This is a genomic window from Methylomonas defluvii (genome assembly GCF_033949435.1).
GTDB classification, from domain to species: Bacteria; Pseudomonadota; Gammaproteobacteria; order Methylococcales; family Methylomonadaceae; genus Methylomonas; species Methylomonas defluvii.
Map to the genome: position 1 here is coordinate 234,793 of NZ_JAXARY010000005.1, position 15,945 is coordinate 250,737.

Annotated in this window: 18 protein-coding genes; 5 read left to right on the forward strand and 13 right to left on the reverse strand. The window is 51.4% G+C overall.

From position 1 onward, the window contains the following. Positions 1-91 precede the first annotated feature (91 nt). From QLH52_RS07775 to QLH52_RS07785, 3 genes are all read right to left on the reverse strand, one after another. On the reverse strand, positions 92-1,489 hold the full coding sequence (locus QLH52_RS07775) for an ATP-binding protein (RefSeq protein WP_319961149.1): 1,398 nt from the start codon (positions 1,487-1,489) through the stop codon (positions 92-94). Continuing rightward, the gene (locus QLH52_RS07780) at positions 1,489-2,148 is read right to left on the reverse strand and encodes a response regulator (RefSeq protein ID WP_319961150.1); all 660 of its coding nucleotides are present in this window, start codon (positions 2,146-2,148) and stop codon (positions 1,489-1,491) included. The genes QLH52_RS07775 and QLH52_RS07780 overlap by 1 nt, the downstream gene beginning before the upstream one ends. Before the next feature lie 134 nt (positions 2,149-2,282). Beyond that, positions 2,283-3,515, reverse strand: a complete 1,233-nt coding sequence (locus QLH52_RS07785) for an NADP-dependent isocitrate dehydrogenase (RefSeq protein ID WP_319961151.1) — start codon at positions 3,513-3,515, stop codon at positions 2,283-2,285. 195 nt (positions 3,516-3,710) lie between these two features. Between QLH52_RS07785 and QLH52_RS07790 the strand changes: the two genes are divergently transcribed. Genes QLH52_RS07790 through QLH52_RS07800 form a run of 3 tightly spaced genes read left to right on the forward strand, consistent with a single transcriptional unit; the run spans position 3,711 to position 6,067 of the window. Continuing rightward, positions 3,711-4,295, forward strand: coding sequence for a MarR family winged helix-turn-helix transcriptional regulator (locus QLH52_RS07790; protein WP_319961153.1), 585 nt, complete (start codon positions 3,711-3,713; stop codon positions 4,293-4,295). Positions 4,296-4,300: 5 nt separating this feature from the next. Further along, positions 4,301-4,552 (forward strand): ubiquinone biosynthesis accessory factor UbiK, encoded by a 252-nt coding sequence (gene ubiK / locus QLH52_RS07795; RefSeq protein ID WP_033158177.1) that lies wholly within the window; start codon positions 4,301-4,303, stop codon positions 4,550-4,552. Positions 4,553-4,558: 6 nt separating this feature from the next. After that, the gene (locus QLH52_RS07800; RefSeq protein ID WP_319961154.1) at positions 4,559-6,067 is read left to right on the forward strand and encodes a YifB family Mg chelatase-like AAA ATPase; all 1,509 of its coding nucleotides are present in this window, start codon (positions 4,559-4,561) and stop codon (positions 6,065-6,067) included. 19 nt (positions 6,068-6,086) lie between these two features. On the opposite strand, the gene QLH52_RS07805 is transcribed toward QLH52_RS07800, so the two are convergent. Continuing rightward, a complete protein-coding gene (locus QLH52_RS07805) occupies positions 6,087-6,284 on the reverse strand; it encodes a hypothetical protein (RefSeq protein ID WP_174843444.1) in 198 nt (65 codons plus the stop codon). A 242-nt stretch (positions 6,285-6,526) separates the two neighbouring features. After that, entirely contained in the window at positions 6,527-7,129 is a 603-nt protein-coding gene (locus QLH52_RS07810; protein WP_033158174.1) for a peroxiredoxin, read from the reverse strand. Positions 7,130-7,380: 251 nt separating this feature from the next. On the opposite strand from QLH52_RS07810, the gene QLH52_RS07815 reads away from it, so the two are divergent. After that, a complete protein-coding gene (locus QLH52_RS07815) occupies positions 7,381-7,893 on the forward strand; it encodes a hypothetical protein (protein WP_020484362.1) in 513 nt (170 codons plus the stop codon). 16 nt (positions 7,894-7,909) lie between these two features. Here the strand turns inward: QLH52_RS07815 and nadC are convergent, their stop codons facing one another. Beyond that, on the reverse strand, positions 7,910-8,737 hold the full coding sequence (gene nadC / locus QLH52_RS07820; RefSeq protein ID WP_319961155.1) for a carboxylating nicotinate-nucleotide diphosphorylase: 828 nt from the start codon (positions 8,735-8,737) through the stop codon (positions 7,910-7,912). A gap of 151 nt (positions 8,738-8,888) precedes the next feature. Here nadC and ampD point away from each other — a divergent pair, with 151 nt between their 5' ends. Continuing rightward, positions 8,889-9,476, forward strand: a complete 588-nt coding sequence (gene ampD / locus QLH52_RS07825; RefSeq protein ID WP_319961165.1) for a 1,6-anhydro-N-acetylmuramyl-L-alanine amidase AmpD — start codon at positions 8,889-8,891, stop codon at positions 9,474-9,476. Positions 9,477-9,503: 27 nt separating this feature from the next. Here ampD and QLH52_RS07830 read toward each other — a convergent pair whose 3' ends face one another. From QLH52_RS07830 to QLH52_RS07860, 7 genes are all read right to left on the reverse strand, one after another. Continuing rightward, positions 9,504-11,435, reverse strand: a complete 1,932-nt coding sequence (locus QLH52_RS07830; protein WP_319961156.1) for a dynamin family protein — start codon at positions 11,433-11,435, stop codon at positions 9,504-9,506. A 102-nt stretch (positions 11,436-11,537) separates the two neighbouring features. Further along, positions 11,538-12,176, reverse strand: a complete 639-nt coding sequence (gene pyrE, locus QLH52_RS07835) for an orotate phosphoribosyltransferase (protein ID WP_319961157.1) — start codon at positions 12,174-12,176, stop codon at positions 11,538-11,540. A gap of 48 nt (positions 12,177-12,224) precedes the next feature. Then, complete coding sequence (gene hemW, locus QLH52_RS07840) at positions 12,225-13,400, reverse strand: radical SAM family heme chaperone HemW (RefSeq protein ID WP_319961158.1); 1,176 nt, start codon at positions 13,398-13,400, stop codon at positions 12,225-12,227. Then, entirely contained in the window at positions 13,367-13,807 is a 441-nt protein-coding gene (locus tag QLH52_RS07845) for a VOC family protein (protein WP_319961159.1), read from the reverse strand. The genes hemW and QLH52_RS07845 overlap by 34 nt, the downstream gene beginning before the upstream one ends. A 276-nt stretch (positions 13,808-14,083) precedes the next feature. Further along, positions 14,084-14,914, reverse strand: coding sequence for a CheR family methyltransferase (locus QLH52_RS07850; RefSeq protein ID WP_319961160.1), 831 nt, complete (start codon positions 14,912-14,914; stop codon positions 14,084-14,086). A 66-nt stretch (positions 14,915-14,980) separates the two neighbouring features. Then, a complete protein-coding gene (locus QLH52_RS07855) occupies positions 14,981-15,547 on the reverse strand; it encodes a chemotaxis protein CheW (protein ID WP_319961161.1) in 567 nt (188 codons plus the stop codon). A gap of 9 nt (positions 15,548-15,556) precedes the next feature. Continuing rightward, positions 15,557-15,945: methyl-accepting chemotaxis protein (locus QLH52_RS07860; protein ID WP_319961162.1), on the reverse strand; the 389-nt coding region annotated here is incomplete at its 5' end.

Sequence of the window (15,945 nt, forward strand, 5' to 3'; positions counted from 1 at the left end):
CCCAAGCGCCTCCTGACAAAGTAGAGCATGCTATCGGCTTTCGGAGTTTTGCACCCTAAGCCAATTAAGCCAATTAAGCCAATTAAGCCAATTAAGCCAATAACGCCACCTGCACCCGAGCCTGCAAACCACCCAGCTCCGACTTGGCAAAATCAATATCCGCCGCATGTAACGCCACAATCCGCTGCACGATGGACAAACCCAAGCCGCTGCCTTCAACACTATTGGCGGTTTCCACGCAACGGTAAAAGCGCTGCGTGATGCGCTGATAATCGTCGTCGGCAACACCGGGGCCGCTGTCGTCCACAGTCAGATGCAGGCGCTTGTTTTCGCGGCGACAAGCTACTTTGATATGCCCTTCAATCGGCGAATATTTGATGGCGTTATCGAGCAAGTTGCGTAACAACACTTGAAATAACTGAGGATTGGCGACGATCACTAGAGCCGGCTCTCCTTGCAATTCAATATCGATACGCTTCTCGCGGGCGGCATGATCCAGATCGGAAATCACCTCTATCAAGGTCTGGTTAACATCAACGGACTGCTTGGCAATCCCGGCCTGCTGATGCTGCACTCGCGACAAGGTTAGCAATTGTTGCACCGTATGCGTCATCCGCGATACCGCTTGCTGGGCTTTTTGCAAAGCCTGATCACGCATCTGCGTATCGGTGGTTTTTTGCGCCACTTGAATTTGCGTCAACAGACCAGCCAATGGCGTGCGCAGTTCGTGGGAAGCGTCGGAGGTAAAATTGCGCTCGTTTGCAAAAGCCTGTTCCAGCATCGCAAACAAGCTATTGATTTGCGTGACAACAGGCAATACTTCGTCCGGCAGATTATCCACCGACAGCGGTTGCAGAAAGCCGGCTGCCCGGCTGGCCAGTTGCTCTTTGACCTGATTGACCGGCGACAAGGTGCGGCTGACAATCCACCAAATCATCATGCCCAATATTGGCAAGGCTATCAGGAAACCAATCACTTGCTGGCCGGCGATGCCTTCCACCAATTCCCGGCGGATGTCGTCACGCTGACCGACATGAATTACATAGTTGCCGTTTTCGGTACTCAGACTAAATACATGCCAAAGCTGACCATCCAGCATGGTTTCGCTGTAGCCATTTCGCGTCAAGGACAAAGCGAATTCAGGCGCGCTTTCCGAGCGCAACACCAGTCCCTCTTTGACTGAGCGTAACTGAAAGGCAATTTTGCGTTCGTATTTGTGGCCGAGGATGGGCGTGTCGAACAGCTCTGGAGCTTTATCGCGTTCCCAAAGCTTGGTCAGTGCTCGTTGCCGGACCATATTCTCGACAAAGGCGTGTACCACCCGTGCCGATTGAGCTAATTCAGCGTTGAATAGTTCGGTGACTTCGTCGCGGGTTTGTTTGTAACTGAAATAGGCGGTAACGCCCCAAACCAACAACAGCGAGGTTAGGAGCGACAGCAGCAGCTGCTTTTTCAGGGAGCGTGGCGCCAGACGAAAATGTTTGGCCATCAGTTCTCGTCGATGATGTAACCAACCCCGCGGATGGTGCGAATCAGGTTGCTATCCAGTTTTTTACGCAGGTGATGAATATGTACTTCCACCGCATTGCTCTCCACTTCTGAGCCCCAGGCGTAGAGCGACTCTTCCAGACGAGCCCGGGAAATAACCTGGCCGATATGTCCCATTAAATAACTCAGCACTTCAAATTCTTTTTGCGCCAGATCAACCGGTTTGCCATTGAAATACACTTGGTGTGCGGCGGGATCGATGGTAACGCCTTTATGTTCGATCACTGGCAGGCTATGACCATCGTGGCGGCGGGCCAACGCGCGCAAACGGGCGCAAATTTCCGCTAGGTCGAAAGGTTTGGTGACAAAGTCGTCGGCGCCATTGTCCAGACCGGCCACTCTTTCGGCGACACCTTCACGCGCGGTTAAGACCAAAACCGGGGTGCTGTCCTTGCGGCGGCGCAGATTCTTCAACACGCTCATCCCGTCCATGCGCGGTAAGTTCAGGTCCAACACCACCAGATCATAGTGGTTCAGTTTCAGCGCTTCGTCGGCCTGGGCGCCGTCGATTAACCAATCCACCGCATAACCTTCCATCGTCAAGCCGGCTTTTAAACCATCACCAAGGATGGCGTCATCTTCTACCAATAATAAGCGCATGATGTTTGTGTACCTATGGGCTGAGTGATTAACTTAGCCTGGATTGTAGCAATGATTTCTCAGTGTTCTGTGAGCGAGTAAGCAACTTAAAAGTTCGCTGGAATTGCGAGTAAACCCAGCGAACGGCAAAAGCCTCATGACGCCGAAAGGCTGCGTTCCAGATTGGCTCGCAGTGCCTCCAGAAAATCCTCGGTCGTTAAATAATGCGAGTCGTTTAAATCGTCGCCGTAGATACACAAGGCCAAATCCTTGGTCATTTGCCCGGCCTCGACGGTATCGACACAGACTTTTTCCAAGGTTTCGCAGAAGTTGATCAACTCGGCGTTGCCGTCCAGTTTGCCGCGAAACGCCAAACCGCGCGTCCAGGCAAAGATCGAGGCAATCGGATTGGTGGAGGTCTTTTTACCTTGCTGGTGCATCCGGTAATGCCGGGTGACGGTGCCGTGAGCTGCTTCGGCTTCCATGGTTTTGCCATCTGGCGTGACTAAGGTGGAGGTCATCAAACCCAGTGAACCAAAACCTTGGGCCACCGTGTCGGATTGCACATCGCCATCGTAGTTTTTGCAAGCCCAGACAAAGGCACCGTTCCATTTCAGAGCCGAGGCCACCATGTCGTCGATCAGTTTATGTTCGTAGACAATGCCTTTGGCCTCGTATAAAGCTTTGTATTCCACTTGGTAGATTTCTTCGAAGATGTCTTTGAAGCGGCCATCGTATTTTTTCAGGATGGTGTTTTTGGTGGACAGATACAGCGGCCAGCCTCTATCCAGCGCTACGTTAAAGCAACTGCGGGCAAAACCGGCGATCGATTCGTCGGTGTTGTACATCGCCAAAGCCACGCCGTCGCCGTCGAAGTGATAAACCTCGAAGCTTTGCTCCGGACCGCCATCGTCGGGCGTGAAGCTGATCTTCAATTTGCCCTTGCCTTTGGTGACGAAGTCGGTGGCCCGGTACTGGTCGCCGAAGGCATGCCGGCCGATGCAGATCGGCTGGGTCCAATTCGGCACCAAGCGCGGCACGTTTTTGCAAATGATCGGTTCGCGGAACACGGTGCCGTCCAGGATGTTACGAATCGTGCCGTTCGGTGATTTGTACATTTTTTTCAATCCAAACTCTACCACCCGCGCTTCGTCCGGGGTGATGGTCGCGCATTTGATGCCAACGCCGTGCTTTTGAATGGCGTGGGCCGCATCGATGGTAACTTGGTCGTCGGTGGCGTCGCGCTGCTCGATGCCTAAGTCGTAATAATCGATTTGCAGATCCAGGTAAGGCAGAATCAATTTGTCCTTAATGAAATGCCAGATGATGCGGGTCATTTCATCGCCGTCGATCTCCACCACCGGATTTTTGACGGATATTTTCTTCATAACGGCTCCTCACCTATCGCTAAAAGAGGCCTTCAGTATAGCCTGCCTACCCCTGAAGCACGGAATGTTTAACGGCTTGCTCGGCGCTGTCTGCAACATGGATCGACTGTAGCTTTTTTGGGCGACGGTGGCCGGATAGTTGCGTCCGGCAGCCGCCACGCTTGGAATTGGCCGGCCTGTGGTAGAATCGGTCTAATGCATGAACTAGACACATTCAAGCTGATCGAGCGGATCAGCGCCTTGTTACGTTCGGAAGAACGCAAAAAATACGCAGCAATCGGTTTGCAACCGGTACATGGCCAGGTGCTGGAGTATCTGGCCAAGTGCAATAAATACAGCAACACCCACGCTGCGGTGGCTGAGTATCTGGGTTTGACCAAGGGCACGGTGTCCCAGACTATCCAGATTTTGGAGCGGAAGCGCTATCTGGATAAGACCACGTCCATTTTGGACGGCCGGGTGGTCCATCTGAGCCTGACCGAGGCCGGCAAGCGGTTGATCGAAGAGTTAAAGCCGCTGGATGTTTTTAAGCAGGCCGAATCCAAAGTCAGCCGCCAGGAGTTCGATACCATAGGCCAGGCGCTGCAAACCACGTTGGGCGTGCTGCAAAAAGTCAATGACTCGAAGAGTTTTGGTTTGTGTCGTTCCTGCCATTATTTTTCGGTGGAACAGCATCACTATCAATGCGGCTTAACCGAACAACCCTTGGATCGCGAGGATACTGATAAAATATGTCGTGACCATTTACCCGTTCCCAATTCATTTATAGACCAAGAGTAGCCACCATGTTTGATCCCAAAGCCATAGACAATCTTGCCGAGCGTATCGCCGGCGCCATCCCTCCCGGTTTGACCAATCTGAAAGACGATGTGGAAAAGAACGTCCACGCCTTGCTGCAAAGCGGCCTGTCCAAACTGGATCTGGTTAGCCGCGAAGAATTTGAAGTGCAAAAAGCCGTATTGGCGAAAACTCGCGCCCGTTTGGAAGAACTGGAAAAGCGCGTCGCCGAACTGGAACAACGGATTCCGCAAGCCTAAAAAGCCATGTCGCTGGCCGTCGTTTACAGCCGGGGCCGCTCCGGCATAGACGCCCCGCAAGTGACGGTGGAAGTGCATGTCAGTAGCGGGCTACCGGCTTTAAATATCGTCGGTCTGCCCGAGACGGCGGTGAAGGAAAGCAAGGACCGGGTGCGCGGGGCGATCATTAATTCGCACTTCGAATTTCCATTTCAGCGCATCACTATCAACTTGGCGCCCGCCGATTTGCCTAAGGAAGGTGGCCGCTTTGATTTGGCGATTGCATTAGGCATCCTGGCCGCCTCCGGGCAAATCCCCAAGGATGCCTTGCACGAGTACGAATGCATCGGCGAGTTATCGCTAGGTGGTGAGTTGCGGCCGATTCCCGGCGCGTTGCCGGTAGCGATTCATTGCCGCAATGCTTTTAGGCAACTGATTCTGCCTGCTGGTTGCGCGGCGGAGGCGTCTTTGATCAAGGATGCGCAATTGCTGCCGGCCAGGACACTGCTGGAAGTCTGTGCCCACTTGGCCGGCCGGCAAGCCATCGCGCCACCTGACGTTCATCTCAGCTTCGAGCAAGCGGTTCACACGGTCGATTTTGCCGACGTGCACGGCCAATTTCACGTCAAACGGGCCATGGAAATCGCCGCAGCCGGGAAGCATAATTTACTGATGCTGGGCCCGCCCGGCACCGGCAAATCGATGTTGGCGGCGCGTTTGCCGACGATTCTGCCGGAGCTCAGCGAACAGCAAGCCCAGGAAACCGCCGCGCTGGCCTCGATCAGCGACCACGGCCTGGACGTCAGCCGTTGGCGGCAGCCACCTTACAGAGCGCCGCACCATACCGCATCAGCTGCGGCCTTGGTTGGCGGTGGTAGCAACCCCAAGCCAGGCGAAATATCCCTGTCGCACAACGGTGCGCTATTTTTGGACGAACTGCCAGAGTTCGATAGAAAAGTCCTGGAAGTGTTGCGCGAACCCTTGGAAACCGGCCACATCACCATTTCCCGGGCCAACCGCCAAGCCGATTTTCCGGCCAGCTTTCAGTTGATCGCGGCGATGAATCCCTGTCCCTGTGGTTACTTGGGCGATGCTTCCGGCCGTTGCCGCTGCACCTCCGAACAAGTGGCCCGCTATCGAGCCAGAGTTTCCGGGCCTTTGCTGGACAGAATAGACATGCATATGGAAGTGCCGCGCGTCGCCCTGGAAGTATTGCGCAAGGGCTCGGCGGCGGGTGAAGAAACCAGCGAAACGATTCGGCAGCGCGTCGTCGTAGCCCGCGACATTGCTTACCGCCGCCAAGGCAAAGCCAATGCTGCGTTAACCGCCGCCGAGGTGAAGGTTATTTGCACTTTGTCCGAAGCCGGCCATCAGTTGCTGGAACAAGCGCTGGAAAAATTCGGCCTGTCGCACCGGGCTTACCACCGTATTTTGAAACTGGCGCGCACGATTGCCGATCTGGCGAATTCAAAGAATATCGAAATCTCCCACCTCAGCGAAGCCATAGGCTACCGCAAGCTTGATAGAACCCGATAAGCATGCAAAACCGGCCGCGTCATGCCGGGTTTTCGAAATAAACCGCCAACAATCCCGAGGCATTCATGACATCCAATTCCGCTTCGATTTCATTTTGAATCAACTCCAAATGATTCAACTTGATTTCGGTACGGGTGCGCGATGAATCCATTAATTCAATCAGACCGGTTTGCCCCAAACGATAGGCATCTTCGGCAATTTCGAGTGGTACAGCCACGAACGACCACATTCCAGTCTGAAACGCAAAACGCCGCATCAGGCGTATAACGAGGGGCTGCCAACACTCAAGTTGGCCGCCTAAACCATAGCGGTAACGGATATAAAAAATGCCGAGCGGCGATTAATGGAATTAGCGCCACACTGAATTCGCAGTCATGGGGCGAGAAACAGAGAAAATTCAGGCAATAAAAAAGGCGCATTGTCTAGACAATGCGCCTTGTCTCAGAGTAAAGCTAATGCTTACAGTTTGTCAGCATTTTTGCTCAGATATTCAGCCACGCCCGCTGGGTTGGCATTCATACCCGCATCACCTTTGTTCCAACCGGCTGGGCAAACTTCACCATGCTCTTCGTGGAATTGCAGTGCGTCGACCATGCGCAGCATTTCGTCAAAGTTACGACCCAGTGGCAAGTCGTTGACAACTTGATGGCGGACGACACCGGCTTTGTCGATCAAGAAACTACCGCGGAAAGCTACGCCACCAGCGGACTCTACGTCGTAATCTTGGGCAATAGTGTGTTTCAGGTCGGCAGCCAGAGTATAACGGACAGGACCGATACCGCCTTGGTTGACAGGCGTGTTACGCCAAGCGTTGTGGGTAAAGTGTGAGTCAATAGAAACACCAATCACTTCAACGCCGCGGCTTTTAAATTCGTCGATCCGATGATCCAAGGCAATCAATTCGCTCGGGCAAACGAATGTAAAATCCAATGGATAAAAGAAAAGTACTGCGTATTTGCCGCTAGTGGCCGCTGAGAAACTGAATGAATCAACAATTTGGCCATCGCCTAATACCGCAGGAACTGTAAAGTCAGGGGCTTGCTTACCTACTAAAACGCTCATCAATTTTCTCCAAAATTTTTTATAAAACAAAAGGTTAAGAGCATGTTTGCGCCTCTGCGAGAAGGCTGGCGCTTATTCTACACGAATTTAGTTGGTATTTGCCCAATAATCCCCTTAAATTCCGCTTGCAAGACGGCTGATTTCGCGCTAATTTGTAATCCATAGCTTACACAATTAACAGGCGGTCTGCGTGCTTCGCGATGCTTAAATTCACTATGCAGACCTTTGGTGAATTTTTTAGGGTACGTCAAATGGCAAAAGTAAAACACATTACAGAACCCGATACTTTCGGTTTTCAAGTTCGTATTGTTCGGCGGGGCAAGGAGAGCAGCCGTTATTTTTCTCACAAGCTCTGGGGCAGCAAAACCAAGTCGCTGAAAGCCGCGATTACTTGGCGCGATCAGATGCTGGTGGTATTAAAAGGCAGCAAGACTCGCTTCCTGAAACCACCCAAAAACAAAACGACTACCGGCGTAACCGGTGTGTCCAGAACCATCAAGTTTGATCACCGCAAAGACAAAAGCTATCTTTGCTACACGGTGTTTTGGGTGAAAGATGGAAAGTCCCGGAATAAAACCTTCCAAGTGGGCAATGTAGACACGGTAACCGCCGACGACGAATTGCATGCCTTTCGCACTGCGCGCCTATTTCGGAGCTGCTACGAGCATGCCATCGACCACGATGCGCCGTTCGACGACAGCAAATTCGCCAACTGGAAAAAACTACGCTTATACGAAAACGAGATGCTGAACGCTGTCAACTGAGCGCACCAGCATGAGCTTAATCGATGCGCATCTCAATGCGCATCGACAGATCGACTGCAGCAACATTCTTCGTTAACGCGCCTATCGAGATAAAGTCCACCCCGGTTTCGGCCACGGTTCGGATATTGTCCAAAGTAATATTGCCCGACGCTTCCAGCTCGAGTAGGCCCTGGTTTTCCTGCACGGCTGTGCGCATATCGGCCAGTGAAAAATTATCCAGCATGATGCGATCCGGTTTCGCGGCAAATGCCTGGGCAAACTCGTCAAGAGTTTCCACCTCCACTTCGACCGGCACATTCCCATAGTCTCTGGCCAGCTTGACTGCATTGGCAATTGAGCCTGCTGCGATAATATGGTTTTCCTTGATCAAGATGGCGTCGAATAAACCGATGCGATGATTGAAACAACCTCCGCATTTGACTGCATATTTTTGCGCCAAACGTAAACCGGGTAGGGTTTTACGGGTATCCAACACCTTGCAGCCGGTACCCGCCACGGCATCCGCATAGCGGCGGGCGATGGTCGCCGTCGCGGATAAGGTTTGCAGCAGATTCAACGCCGTGCGCTCCCCCGTCAGCAAAGCCCGAGCCGGACCGCGCAACTTGCAAAGTACGGTGTTCGCTGCGACACGTTCGCCTTCACTGCATTGCCAATCGACCATTACCTGGGGGCTTAATTGTCGAAACACCTCATCGAACCAAGCTCTACCGCACAGCACCATGGATTCGCGAGTTACCACTGCGGCATTGGCTTGAGTCTCGGCTGAGACGATGCTGGCGGTAATATCGCCGCTACCGATATCTTCAGCCAGATAAAGCGAGATTTCTGTGGAATTTGGTTGCATGGATATTTAGTTGAAGAGGACAAGGAGGGTAATTATAAACCGCATGCGGTGACAGCCGTGCCAAACTCTGACCAATGTGAGGCAAGTAAAAGTATAGGGAGTGGTTGGCAAAGCTTATAAAATACCGCATCACTGACAAAGCTTGAAAACCATGATAATTCGCGATCACTACTTGAGTAGCGCCTGCCAGGTCGCTTCGCCGAACTGCGACGACAGACCGGACCCGGAAGATGTTTCCTTATTGGTTATCCATTGCATCAGCCTGCCGCCTGAGCAATTCGCGGGCGACTATATCGACCAATTGTTTTGCAACTGCCTGGACCCAAACGACCATCCTTACTTCCAAGACATACACCAACTTAAGGTATCCGCGCATTTATTGATTCGCCGGGATGGCAACATTCGGCAATATGTGCCGTTCAACCGCAGGGCTTGGCATGCAGGTGTGTCAAAATATCGAGACAGGGAACGCTGTAACGATTTTTCTATTGGTATAGAGGTGGAGGGGGCTATCAGCGTGGCTTACACTGACGCTCAATATCGATGCCTTGCCGATGTGTGTAGAACGCTACTGGCGAATTATCCGAAACTGTCGAGCCAGCGTATTGCCGGTCATAGCGATATTGCCCCAGGCCGAAAAACCGACCCTGGGCCATTTTTTGACTGGTGCCGCTTTAACGAATTGCTGAGTTCTAGCGCTGAAAGTCCTGCGGGGCAAACAACAAAAGGGCTGCCGTAACCTGCGACAACGGAGCAAAAATCGGCACTAATCGGTTTTAATTTCCAGATGCACGGCTTTAAGTATCTCTAGCAACTCTTGATACTGGACTTGTAGTGGTCCCAATTCGCCCTCCAACTGCGCAATGCTTTCATTGACATTACCTTTGGATTCATTGATCTTCCTGAGCATGATCAAGCGGCTTTCGATTTGCTTTTTGTGATCTTTGATCTGGTGCATAAGCGGCGACAGTACGCTATTACTCCAGGTAACCGCATCCCGTTGGGCTTGCTGCAGAATATTCCTTGCTTTGGCTATCAACGTACCATAGAGCTTGTTAACCACTATGCTTTGCTCAGTCATCGTGGTTTTAGCGCTATTGCGAAACGCTTCGCCTTCTTCAAAAATCTGCTCCAGCTCAAACTGGTGTTGTTTTATAGAAAACAACTGTGGCTCGATTTCCTTAAAACCGTATTCATCCTGAAACTTCTTATGAATCGCTTTAATCAAGCGCCGGGTTTCTTCGGTCATATCCACCGAGTCTTGCAGCAGATCCCGCAACTCGTCAAACAACCTACGCATATTCTGTTTCATGCCGTAAGTCGTCAGGCTTTTGCTCATGTCCTCCTTGGTACGGCGGATAATGTCGTCGATTTTTTCTTTGGCAAACGAATCGATCAACATCTTGGCCTGCACCGCAAACACTTTACGGCTGGCCTGAAAGTTTTCGATATTAGCCATATAGGCATTTTGCCGGTCGCGGGTTTCGGCCATCAATTTGCCGGTCAATTCCTGGTTCTCGAAATCGACTTGTTTGAATTCGTCGAGCTGCTTTTGGGCGTTAGCGATTTTTGACGCCATCAACTTGACCGACTCGCTAACTAAAAACCCGATTTCTTTATCGACAACACCCTTTAGAATATCGCGGCGCTGATCGAGAATGTCGTCCGACAGATAGCTTTCCAACAGATTGAGACGGCTTTTTTGCAGCAAAGCATCGTCGCCCTTCACCTTAGCCAATAAAGCTTGCTTCGCGGAGACCGGGAAAATAACTTCCTTCTCCAGATTCAGAATCATGGCACAGGTGTCGATTTGCTTTTGGATCGAAGCTTCGTACCCAGTCTCGCCGGCCAAATCGTCCCACATCGAGTCGATTTTATTCATCACCACGGCTAAGCCCTGGCGGCGATTACCTCTGGAGCTACAAACGTGGCTTTTCCACATTTCCAGGTCGCTTTTGGTCACGCCGGTATCGGCCGCCAACACGAAAATAATGGCTTGAGCGCTGGGCAACATGCTCAAAGTTAACTCCGGCTCGGTGCCCAAGGCATTTAGGCCCGGCGTATCCAGAATGCACAAACCTTCTTTTAACAAAGGATGCGGAAAGCTGATCATCGCATGTCGCCAACATGGCACTTCCACGGTTTCCGGATTGATAATGCCTTGCTCGGCCGCTTCGCGTTCGTTCCACAGGCCCAGTTTATCGGCCATTTCCCGAGAAACCTTCTTCGTGGCAACCAACTCTCTAAACGCTTCCTGCATTTGCGTAGGCGACTCGCAATTCAACTCGATTTGTGTCCAACGATCCGGATTGCGCTTGTAATCCATCAAGGATATATCTTCCAAGCGGCTCTCAATGTTGAGCAGCCGAATGTAACTGCCGCCTTTTTCATCCCAGAACAGCTCGGTGGGCGACATCGTGGTCCGGCCCGGCGAAGACGGCAATAAGCGCACGCCGGTTTCCGCAAAAAACAGCGAGTTGATCAGTTCGGTTTTACCTCGGGAAAACTCCGCTACAAACGCCAAGGTGACGCGATCATTTTGCAAGCCTTGCAATATATTCAGCAAGGTATCTGTGCTTTGCGGGTCGCTGAAGCGATAGCGGTTACGCCAGTCCCGATACAATTCGATACCCTGAATCAGTTGTTCGCGCCACTGCGTGTATTCGTGCAACTGTTCTTTAAATTCCAGATTTCTCATGGCTCGCCTTTGTTCCGACTGTACTCAATATAAGGGGCAAATTGTAACGGCTAAGTGTAGACCAATAATCCATAAGCAAAAGCCTCGGGCACGCATGGATACTCAAATTCCGTATTGTTGTCGATAGGCTTGAATAATGGCCAACTTATCCGCCGAACCGCTCTGTTGGGAAATAAATTCGATGATGTCCGCCAAGCAGATTATCGCCAGCACCGGAATACCGAATTGTGCCGACACTTCCTGCACGGCCGACAATTCGTTCTGGCCTTTCTCCTGACGATCCAGCGCTATGACGACACCCGCGACCGTCGCGCCGGCGGCACTGATGATTTCCACTGATTCACGCACCGACGTGCCGGCGGTAATCACATCATCCAGAATCCAGACTTTGCCTTGCAAGGGCGCGCCGACCAATACGCCGCCCTCGCCATGATCCTTGGCTTCTTTGCGGTTAAACGCAAACGGAATGTCGCGTTGCAAGCGGGAATAGGCAATCGAGGTGGTGCTGACCAACGGGATGCCTTTATAGGCCGGCCCGTACAATATATCGACCTCGACACCGGCGCTAATCAGCGTCTGCGCATAAAATTGCCCCAATTTATCCAGCTGAGCGCCGCTGTTGAATAGGCCGGTATTAAAGAAATAAGGACTGACACGTCCGGACTTTAAATGAAATTCGCCAAACTTTAATACGCCGCAATCCAAAGCGTACTGGATAAACTGTTTTTGGTAATCGAGCATCGTGGAGTGTTACAAATCTAAAATGAAAGCAATTATACCCGTGCGTATTTAATCGATGAATTTTTCTAGGACCACGTCCAGAAAATCCCAACCTTTTTCGCTACAGCGATAGACTAAGCCATCCCGACACAACAGGCCTTCAGCCAGACAACGCGATAAATTAGGCTCCAAGCTGTCTGCCGCCAATCCGGTGGTCAGTTCAAAATCCTTCAGGCTAAAACCGGCTTTTAGTCGCAACTGGTTCATCAGAAACTCTAACGGCAATTGTGCGACCTCAATCGCTTCGTATTGTGATCGACCGGGTTGCGATAAATACTGTTCCGGGCTTCTTGGCTTAACCGTGCGCATAATCTTATCCGGCAAGGCAAGACTGATTTTGCCGTGCGCGCCAGCGCCTATTCCCAGATAATCGCCAAATCGCCAGTAATTGCGATTATGCCGGGATTGCTTACCAGGCTTTGCATACGCAGACACTTCGTACTGCTGAAAGCCGTTCTCCGCCAATAGCCGCTGACAGCGCTTTTGCGCGGCGAATATCACGTCGTCTTCCGGTAATTTCGGCGGAAACTTATAAAAATACGTATTGGGTTCCAGCGTCAGTTGGTAAAAGGAAATATGGGTTGGGGCCAAGCTGATTGCTGTTTCCACATCATCTAAGGCCTCGCGCTCGCTTTGATCCGGTAAGCCGAACATCAAATCCAGATTGAAATTATCGAACCCGGCCGTAACGGCAATTTCCACCGCGGCCTTGGCTTCGGCGGCGGAATGCACCCGCCCTAATGTCCGCAAGTGCCGGTCCTGAAAGCTTTGAATGCCTATCGACAGGCGATTAATCCCTAAAGCCCGAAACTCATGAAATTTTGCGCTTTCGAAGGTGCCGGGATTGGCTTCCAAAGTGATTTCGCAATGTTCTGCAACAGTTGCCGACTGTCTGACGCCAGCCAACAAGCGGCCTAAGGCTTCCGGGGAAAACAAGCTGGGTGTGCCGCCCCCCATAAATATACTGTTGATTTTCCGCTGCTCGCCCAGCAATTCCAGATCAGCGCGCAGGTCGGTGAGCAAGGCGTCGATATAAGCCTGTTCGGGAATCGGGTGTTTAACGGCGTGGGAGTTGAAGTCGCAATACGGGCACTTCTGGATGCACCACGGAAAATGGATATAAAGACTCAGCGGTAACAATTCGACAGACCTTACCAAACGCCAACATTGGGCATGGAGGCCCACGGCTCTTGCGGCGGCAATGCTTGGCCTTTTTGTAACAATTCGATAGAAATTTGGTCGGGTGAGCGCAGAAATGCCATATGACCATCACGCGGCGGCCGGTTAATCGTGACCCCTTTCGCCATTAAGTCTTGGCATACCGCATAAATGTCGTCTACTTCGAAGGCTAAATGCCCAAAATTACGGCCACCGCCGTAGTCCTCGCTATCCCAGTTGTAAGTCAGCTCCAGCAATGGCGCGTCAACCGCTACAGCGGTTTGCCGGTCGCCAGGTGCAGCCAGATACACCAAGGTAAAACGTCCGGTTTCGCTTTCCATGCGCCGCACTTCAAGCAAACCTAGCTTATTGCAATAAAAATCCAGCGATTCGGTAAGATCCTTTACCCGAACCATAGTGTGTAAATAACGCATATTGGTCGCCCCAGAAAATAAAAGCGCGATTATGAACGAGTCGGTGGCGGAGAATAAAGTTTCCTGATCAATAATTGGACTCAGCTAAACCAAGAAAGTCCGTCATGCCCGCCATCCAGTGCTATGGAGCAGGCAAGCTTCGTTCTAACCATTTGTCCGGGATTGTGATATGAGCTGCCGAGATGACGATTTTAAGTATGAGGGAGGGACACACTTGAAGCAGTTTGCTAAGCAGGTAGTTAGACACGAATGCCCGATTAGCTTGCTACAGCCCAATTACTCCAAGGCTTTGCGATACACCGACGGCATGATGGTTTGCAGCTCGGTTTTCATACCGCTTAAAGATTCGGAGTGACTGATAAAAAAATAGCCGCCGGGCCGCAGGTATTTCACAATTTTGTCCAGCAGGCGTTGCTTGGTTTCAATATCAAAATAAATCATTACGTTACGTAAAAAAATCACGTCGAAGGTACCAAGGTCCGGCAACGATCCTATCAAATTGGCATATTCGAACTTAACGTGGCTGCGTAGCTCAGGAGCAACCAGCAAAAAACCGTCATATTGACCTGTCCCTTTCAGGCAATACTTTTTCAGCAAGATTTGGGGAATTTTTTCGGCGGCATTGCTGGGGTACAAACCACGCCGGGCTTTTTCTAGAATCCGTGTGGAAATATCGGTCCCGACAATATCCCATTGCCGGGATCTCAAATATTCCGCCAACAGCATTGCCAGCGTGTAAGCTTCCTCACCGCTGGAGCTGGCCGCGCTCCAAACTCGAAACGGCTTGGCTGCCGAGTGTTGCGGTAAAATTTTTTCAACTACAAAATCGAAATGCTTGGATTCACGGAAAAAATAGGTTTCATTGGTGGTTAGCAAATCGATAGCCATTGTCGTTTCATTTTCGAATCCCGGCTTACCGAATTGCCGAAAATACTCGCCATAGCTATCGATGCCATGATGACGCAAACGCTTCTCCAAACGTCCCATTACCATAGCCTGCTTACTATCGTTTAGGACAATACCGGCGTGCTTGTAAAGATAGTCCCTGATCCAGGCAAACTCTTGCTTATGCAATATCGGCGCGCCGACACGATGGATTGACGACACTCTATACTCCTATTTGTGGGTTAGCCAACATGTCGATAAATTTAAACGCCTCAAGTCTTGGAACGATCAAGCGTTGATTGTATCCGGCAATGCTTGACGGTCTTGGCGAACTTTACTCAAAGCCGCCATTTCATCCACCGAAAGTACCTTGCTGACGTTCAACAAAATAACAAAGCGGCCATTCCGTTTGGCCATCCCGTTAATAAAGTCAGGCCGAATCCCCGCCCCAAAGCTGGGCGGCGGCTCTATATCCTGTTCACCGATTTCAACCACTTCGTTGACGGCGTCCACGATAATCCCCAAATCCTGGGATACGCCATCTTCAGTTTCGCTGGCGGTTTCGACAATAACGATACCGGTGCGCTTGGCCACAGGCGTCGATCCCTTGCCAAAGCGCGCCAGCAAATCCACCACCGGCACCACGCTACCGCGCAGATTAATCACGCCGCGCACAAACACCGGCATCATGGGGACTTCGGTGAGATTGCCGTAATCGATGATTTCCTTACTACTCAAAATGCCCAGTGCGTAAAGTTCTCCCCCAAGCGTAAAGGTTAGGTATTGACCCGCCAGCGCAGTCTGTTTGCTCTGCGTGGCGGGTAGCTTTTCTTGAGTTGTTGCAAGTCCTGTCATGGCCCGCTCCTAGAAACGTTCGAACTGGTTTAAATCGAAGTCATGATCAATATTCGCACTTGCCTGAACGACGGGCTTGATTTTGACAGCCTTTTTTGCTGATTTGACTTCAGCTGTGATCGTCGCTTTTCGACCGCCATTGTCGAGTCTAAAAAAGCTCATCAGCGATTGCAGTTGTTCAGCCTGACTGGTCATTTCTTCCGCAGTAGCCGCCAACTGTTCGCTGGCGGATGCATTCTGCTGAGTAATCTGATTCATCTGGTTCATGGCATTGTTAACTTGGCTGACACCGGCGGATTGTTCTTGGGAGGCGGCGGCAATCTCCTGCACCAAGTCGGAGGTTCTGGCAATGCTGGGGACAATTTCATCCAGCAGCTTGCCCGCACTTTCCGCTGTCT

Bases quoted from the DNA above. Each gene is read 5' to 3' on its own strand.
- QLH52_RS07780 (WP_319961150.1), bottom strand. From the start codon at position 2,148: ATGCGCTTATTATTGGTAGAAGATGACGCCATCCTTGGTGATGGTTTA.
- ubiK (WP_033158177.1), top strand. From the start codon at position 4,301: ATGTTTGATCCCAAAGCCATAGACAATCTTGCCGAGCGTATCGCCGGC.
- ampD (WP_319961165.1), top strand. From the start codon at position 8,889: ATGATAATTCGCGATCACTACTTGAGTAGCGCCTGCCAGGTCGCTTCG.
- QLH52_RS07815 (WP_020484362.1), top strand. From the start codon at position 7,381: ATGGCAAAAGTAAAACACATTACAGAACCCGATACTTTCGGTTTTCAA.
- pyrE (WP_319961157.1), bottom strand. From the start codon at position 12,176: ATGCTCGATTACCAAAAACAGTTTATCCAGTACGCTTTGGATTGCGGC.
- QLH52_RS07785 (WP_319961151.1), bottom strand. From the start codon at position 3,515: ATGAAGAAAATATCCGTCAAAAATCCGGTGGTGGAGATCGACGGCGAT.
- QLH52_RS07830 (WP_319961156.1), bottom strand. From the start codon at position 11,435: ATGAGAAATCTGGAATTTAAAGAACAGTTGCACGAATACACGCAGTGG.
- QLH52_RS07810 (WP_033158174.1), bottom strand. From the start codon at position 7,129: ATGAGCGTTTTAGTAGGTAAGCAAGCCCCTGACTTTACAGTTCCTGCG.
- QLH52_RS07790 (WP_319961153.1), top strand. From the start codon at position 3,711: ATGCATGAACTAGACACATTCAAGCTGATCGAGCGGATCAGCGCCTTG.
- QLH52_RS07855 (WP_319961161.1), bottom strand. From the start codon at position 15,547: ATGACAGGACTTGCAACAACTCAAGAAAAGCTACCCGCCACGCAGAGC.
- QLH52_RS07775 (WP_319961149.1), bottom strand. From the start codon at position 1,489: ATGGCCAAACATTTTCGTCTGGCGCCACGCTCCCTGAAAAAGCAGCTG.
- nadC (WP_319961155.1), bottom strand. From the start codon at position 8,737: ATGCAACCAAATTCCACAGAAATCTCGCTTTATCTGGCTGAAGATATC.
- QLH52_RS07800 (WP_319961154.1), top strand. From the start codon at position 4,559: ATGTCGCTGGCCGTCGTTTACAGCCGGGGCCGCTCCGGCATAGACGCC.
- QLH52_RS07845 (WP_319961159.1), bottom strand. From the start codon at position 13,807: ATGCGTTATTTACACACTATGGTTCGGGTAAAGGATCTTACCGAATCG.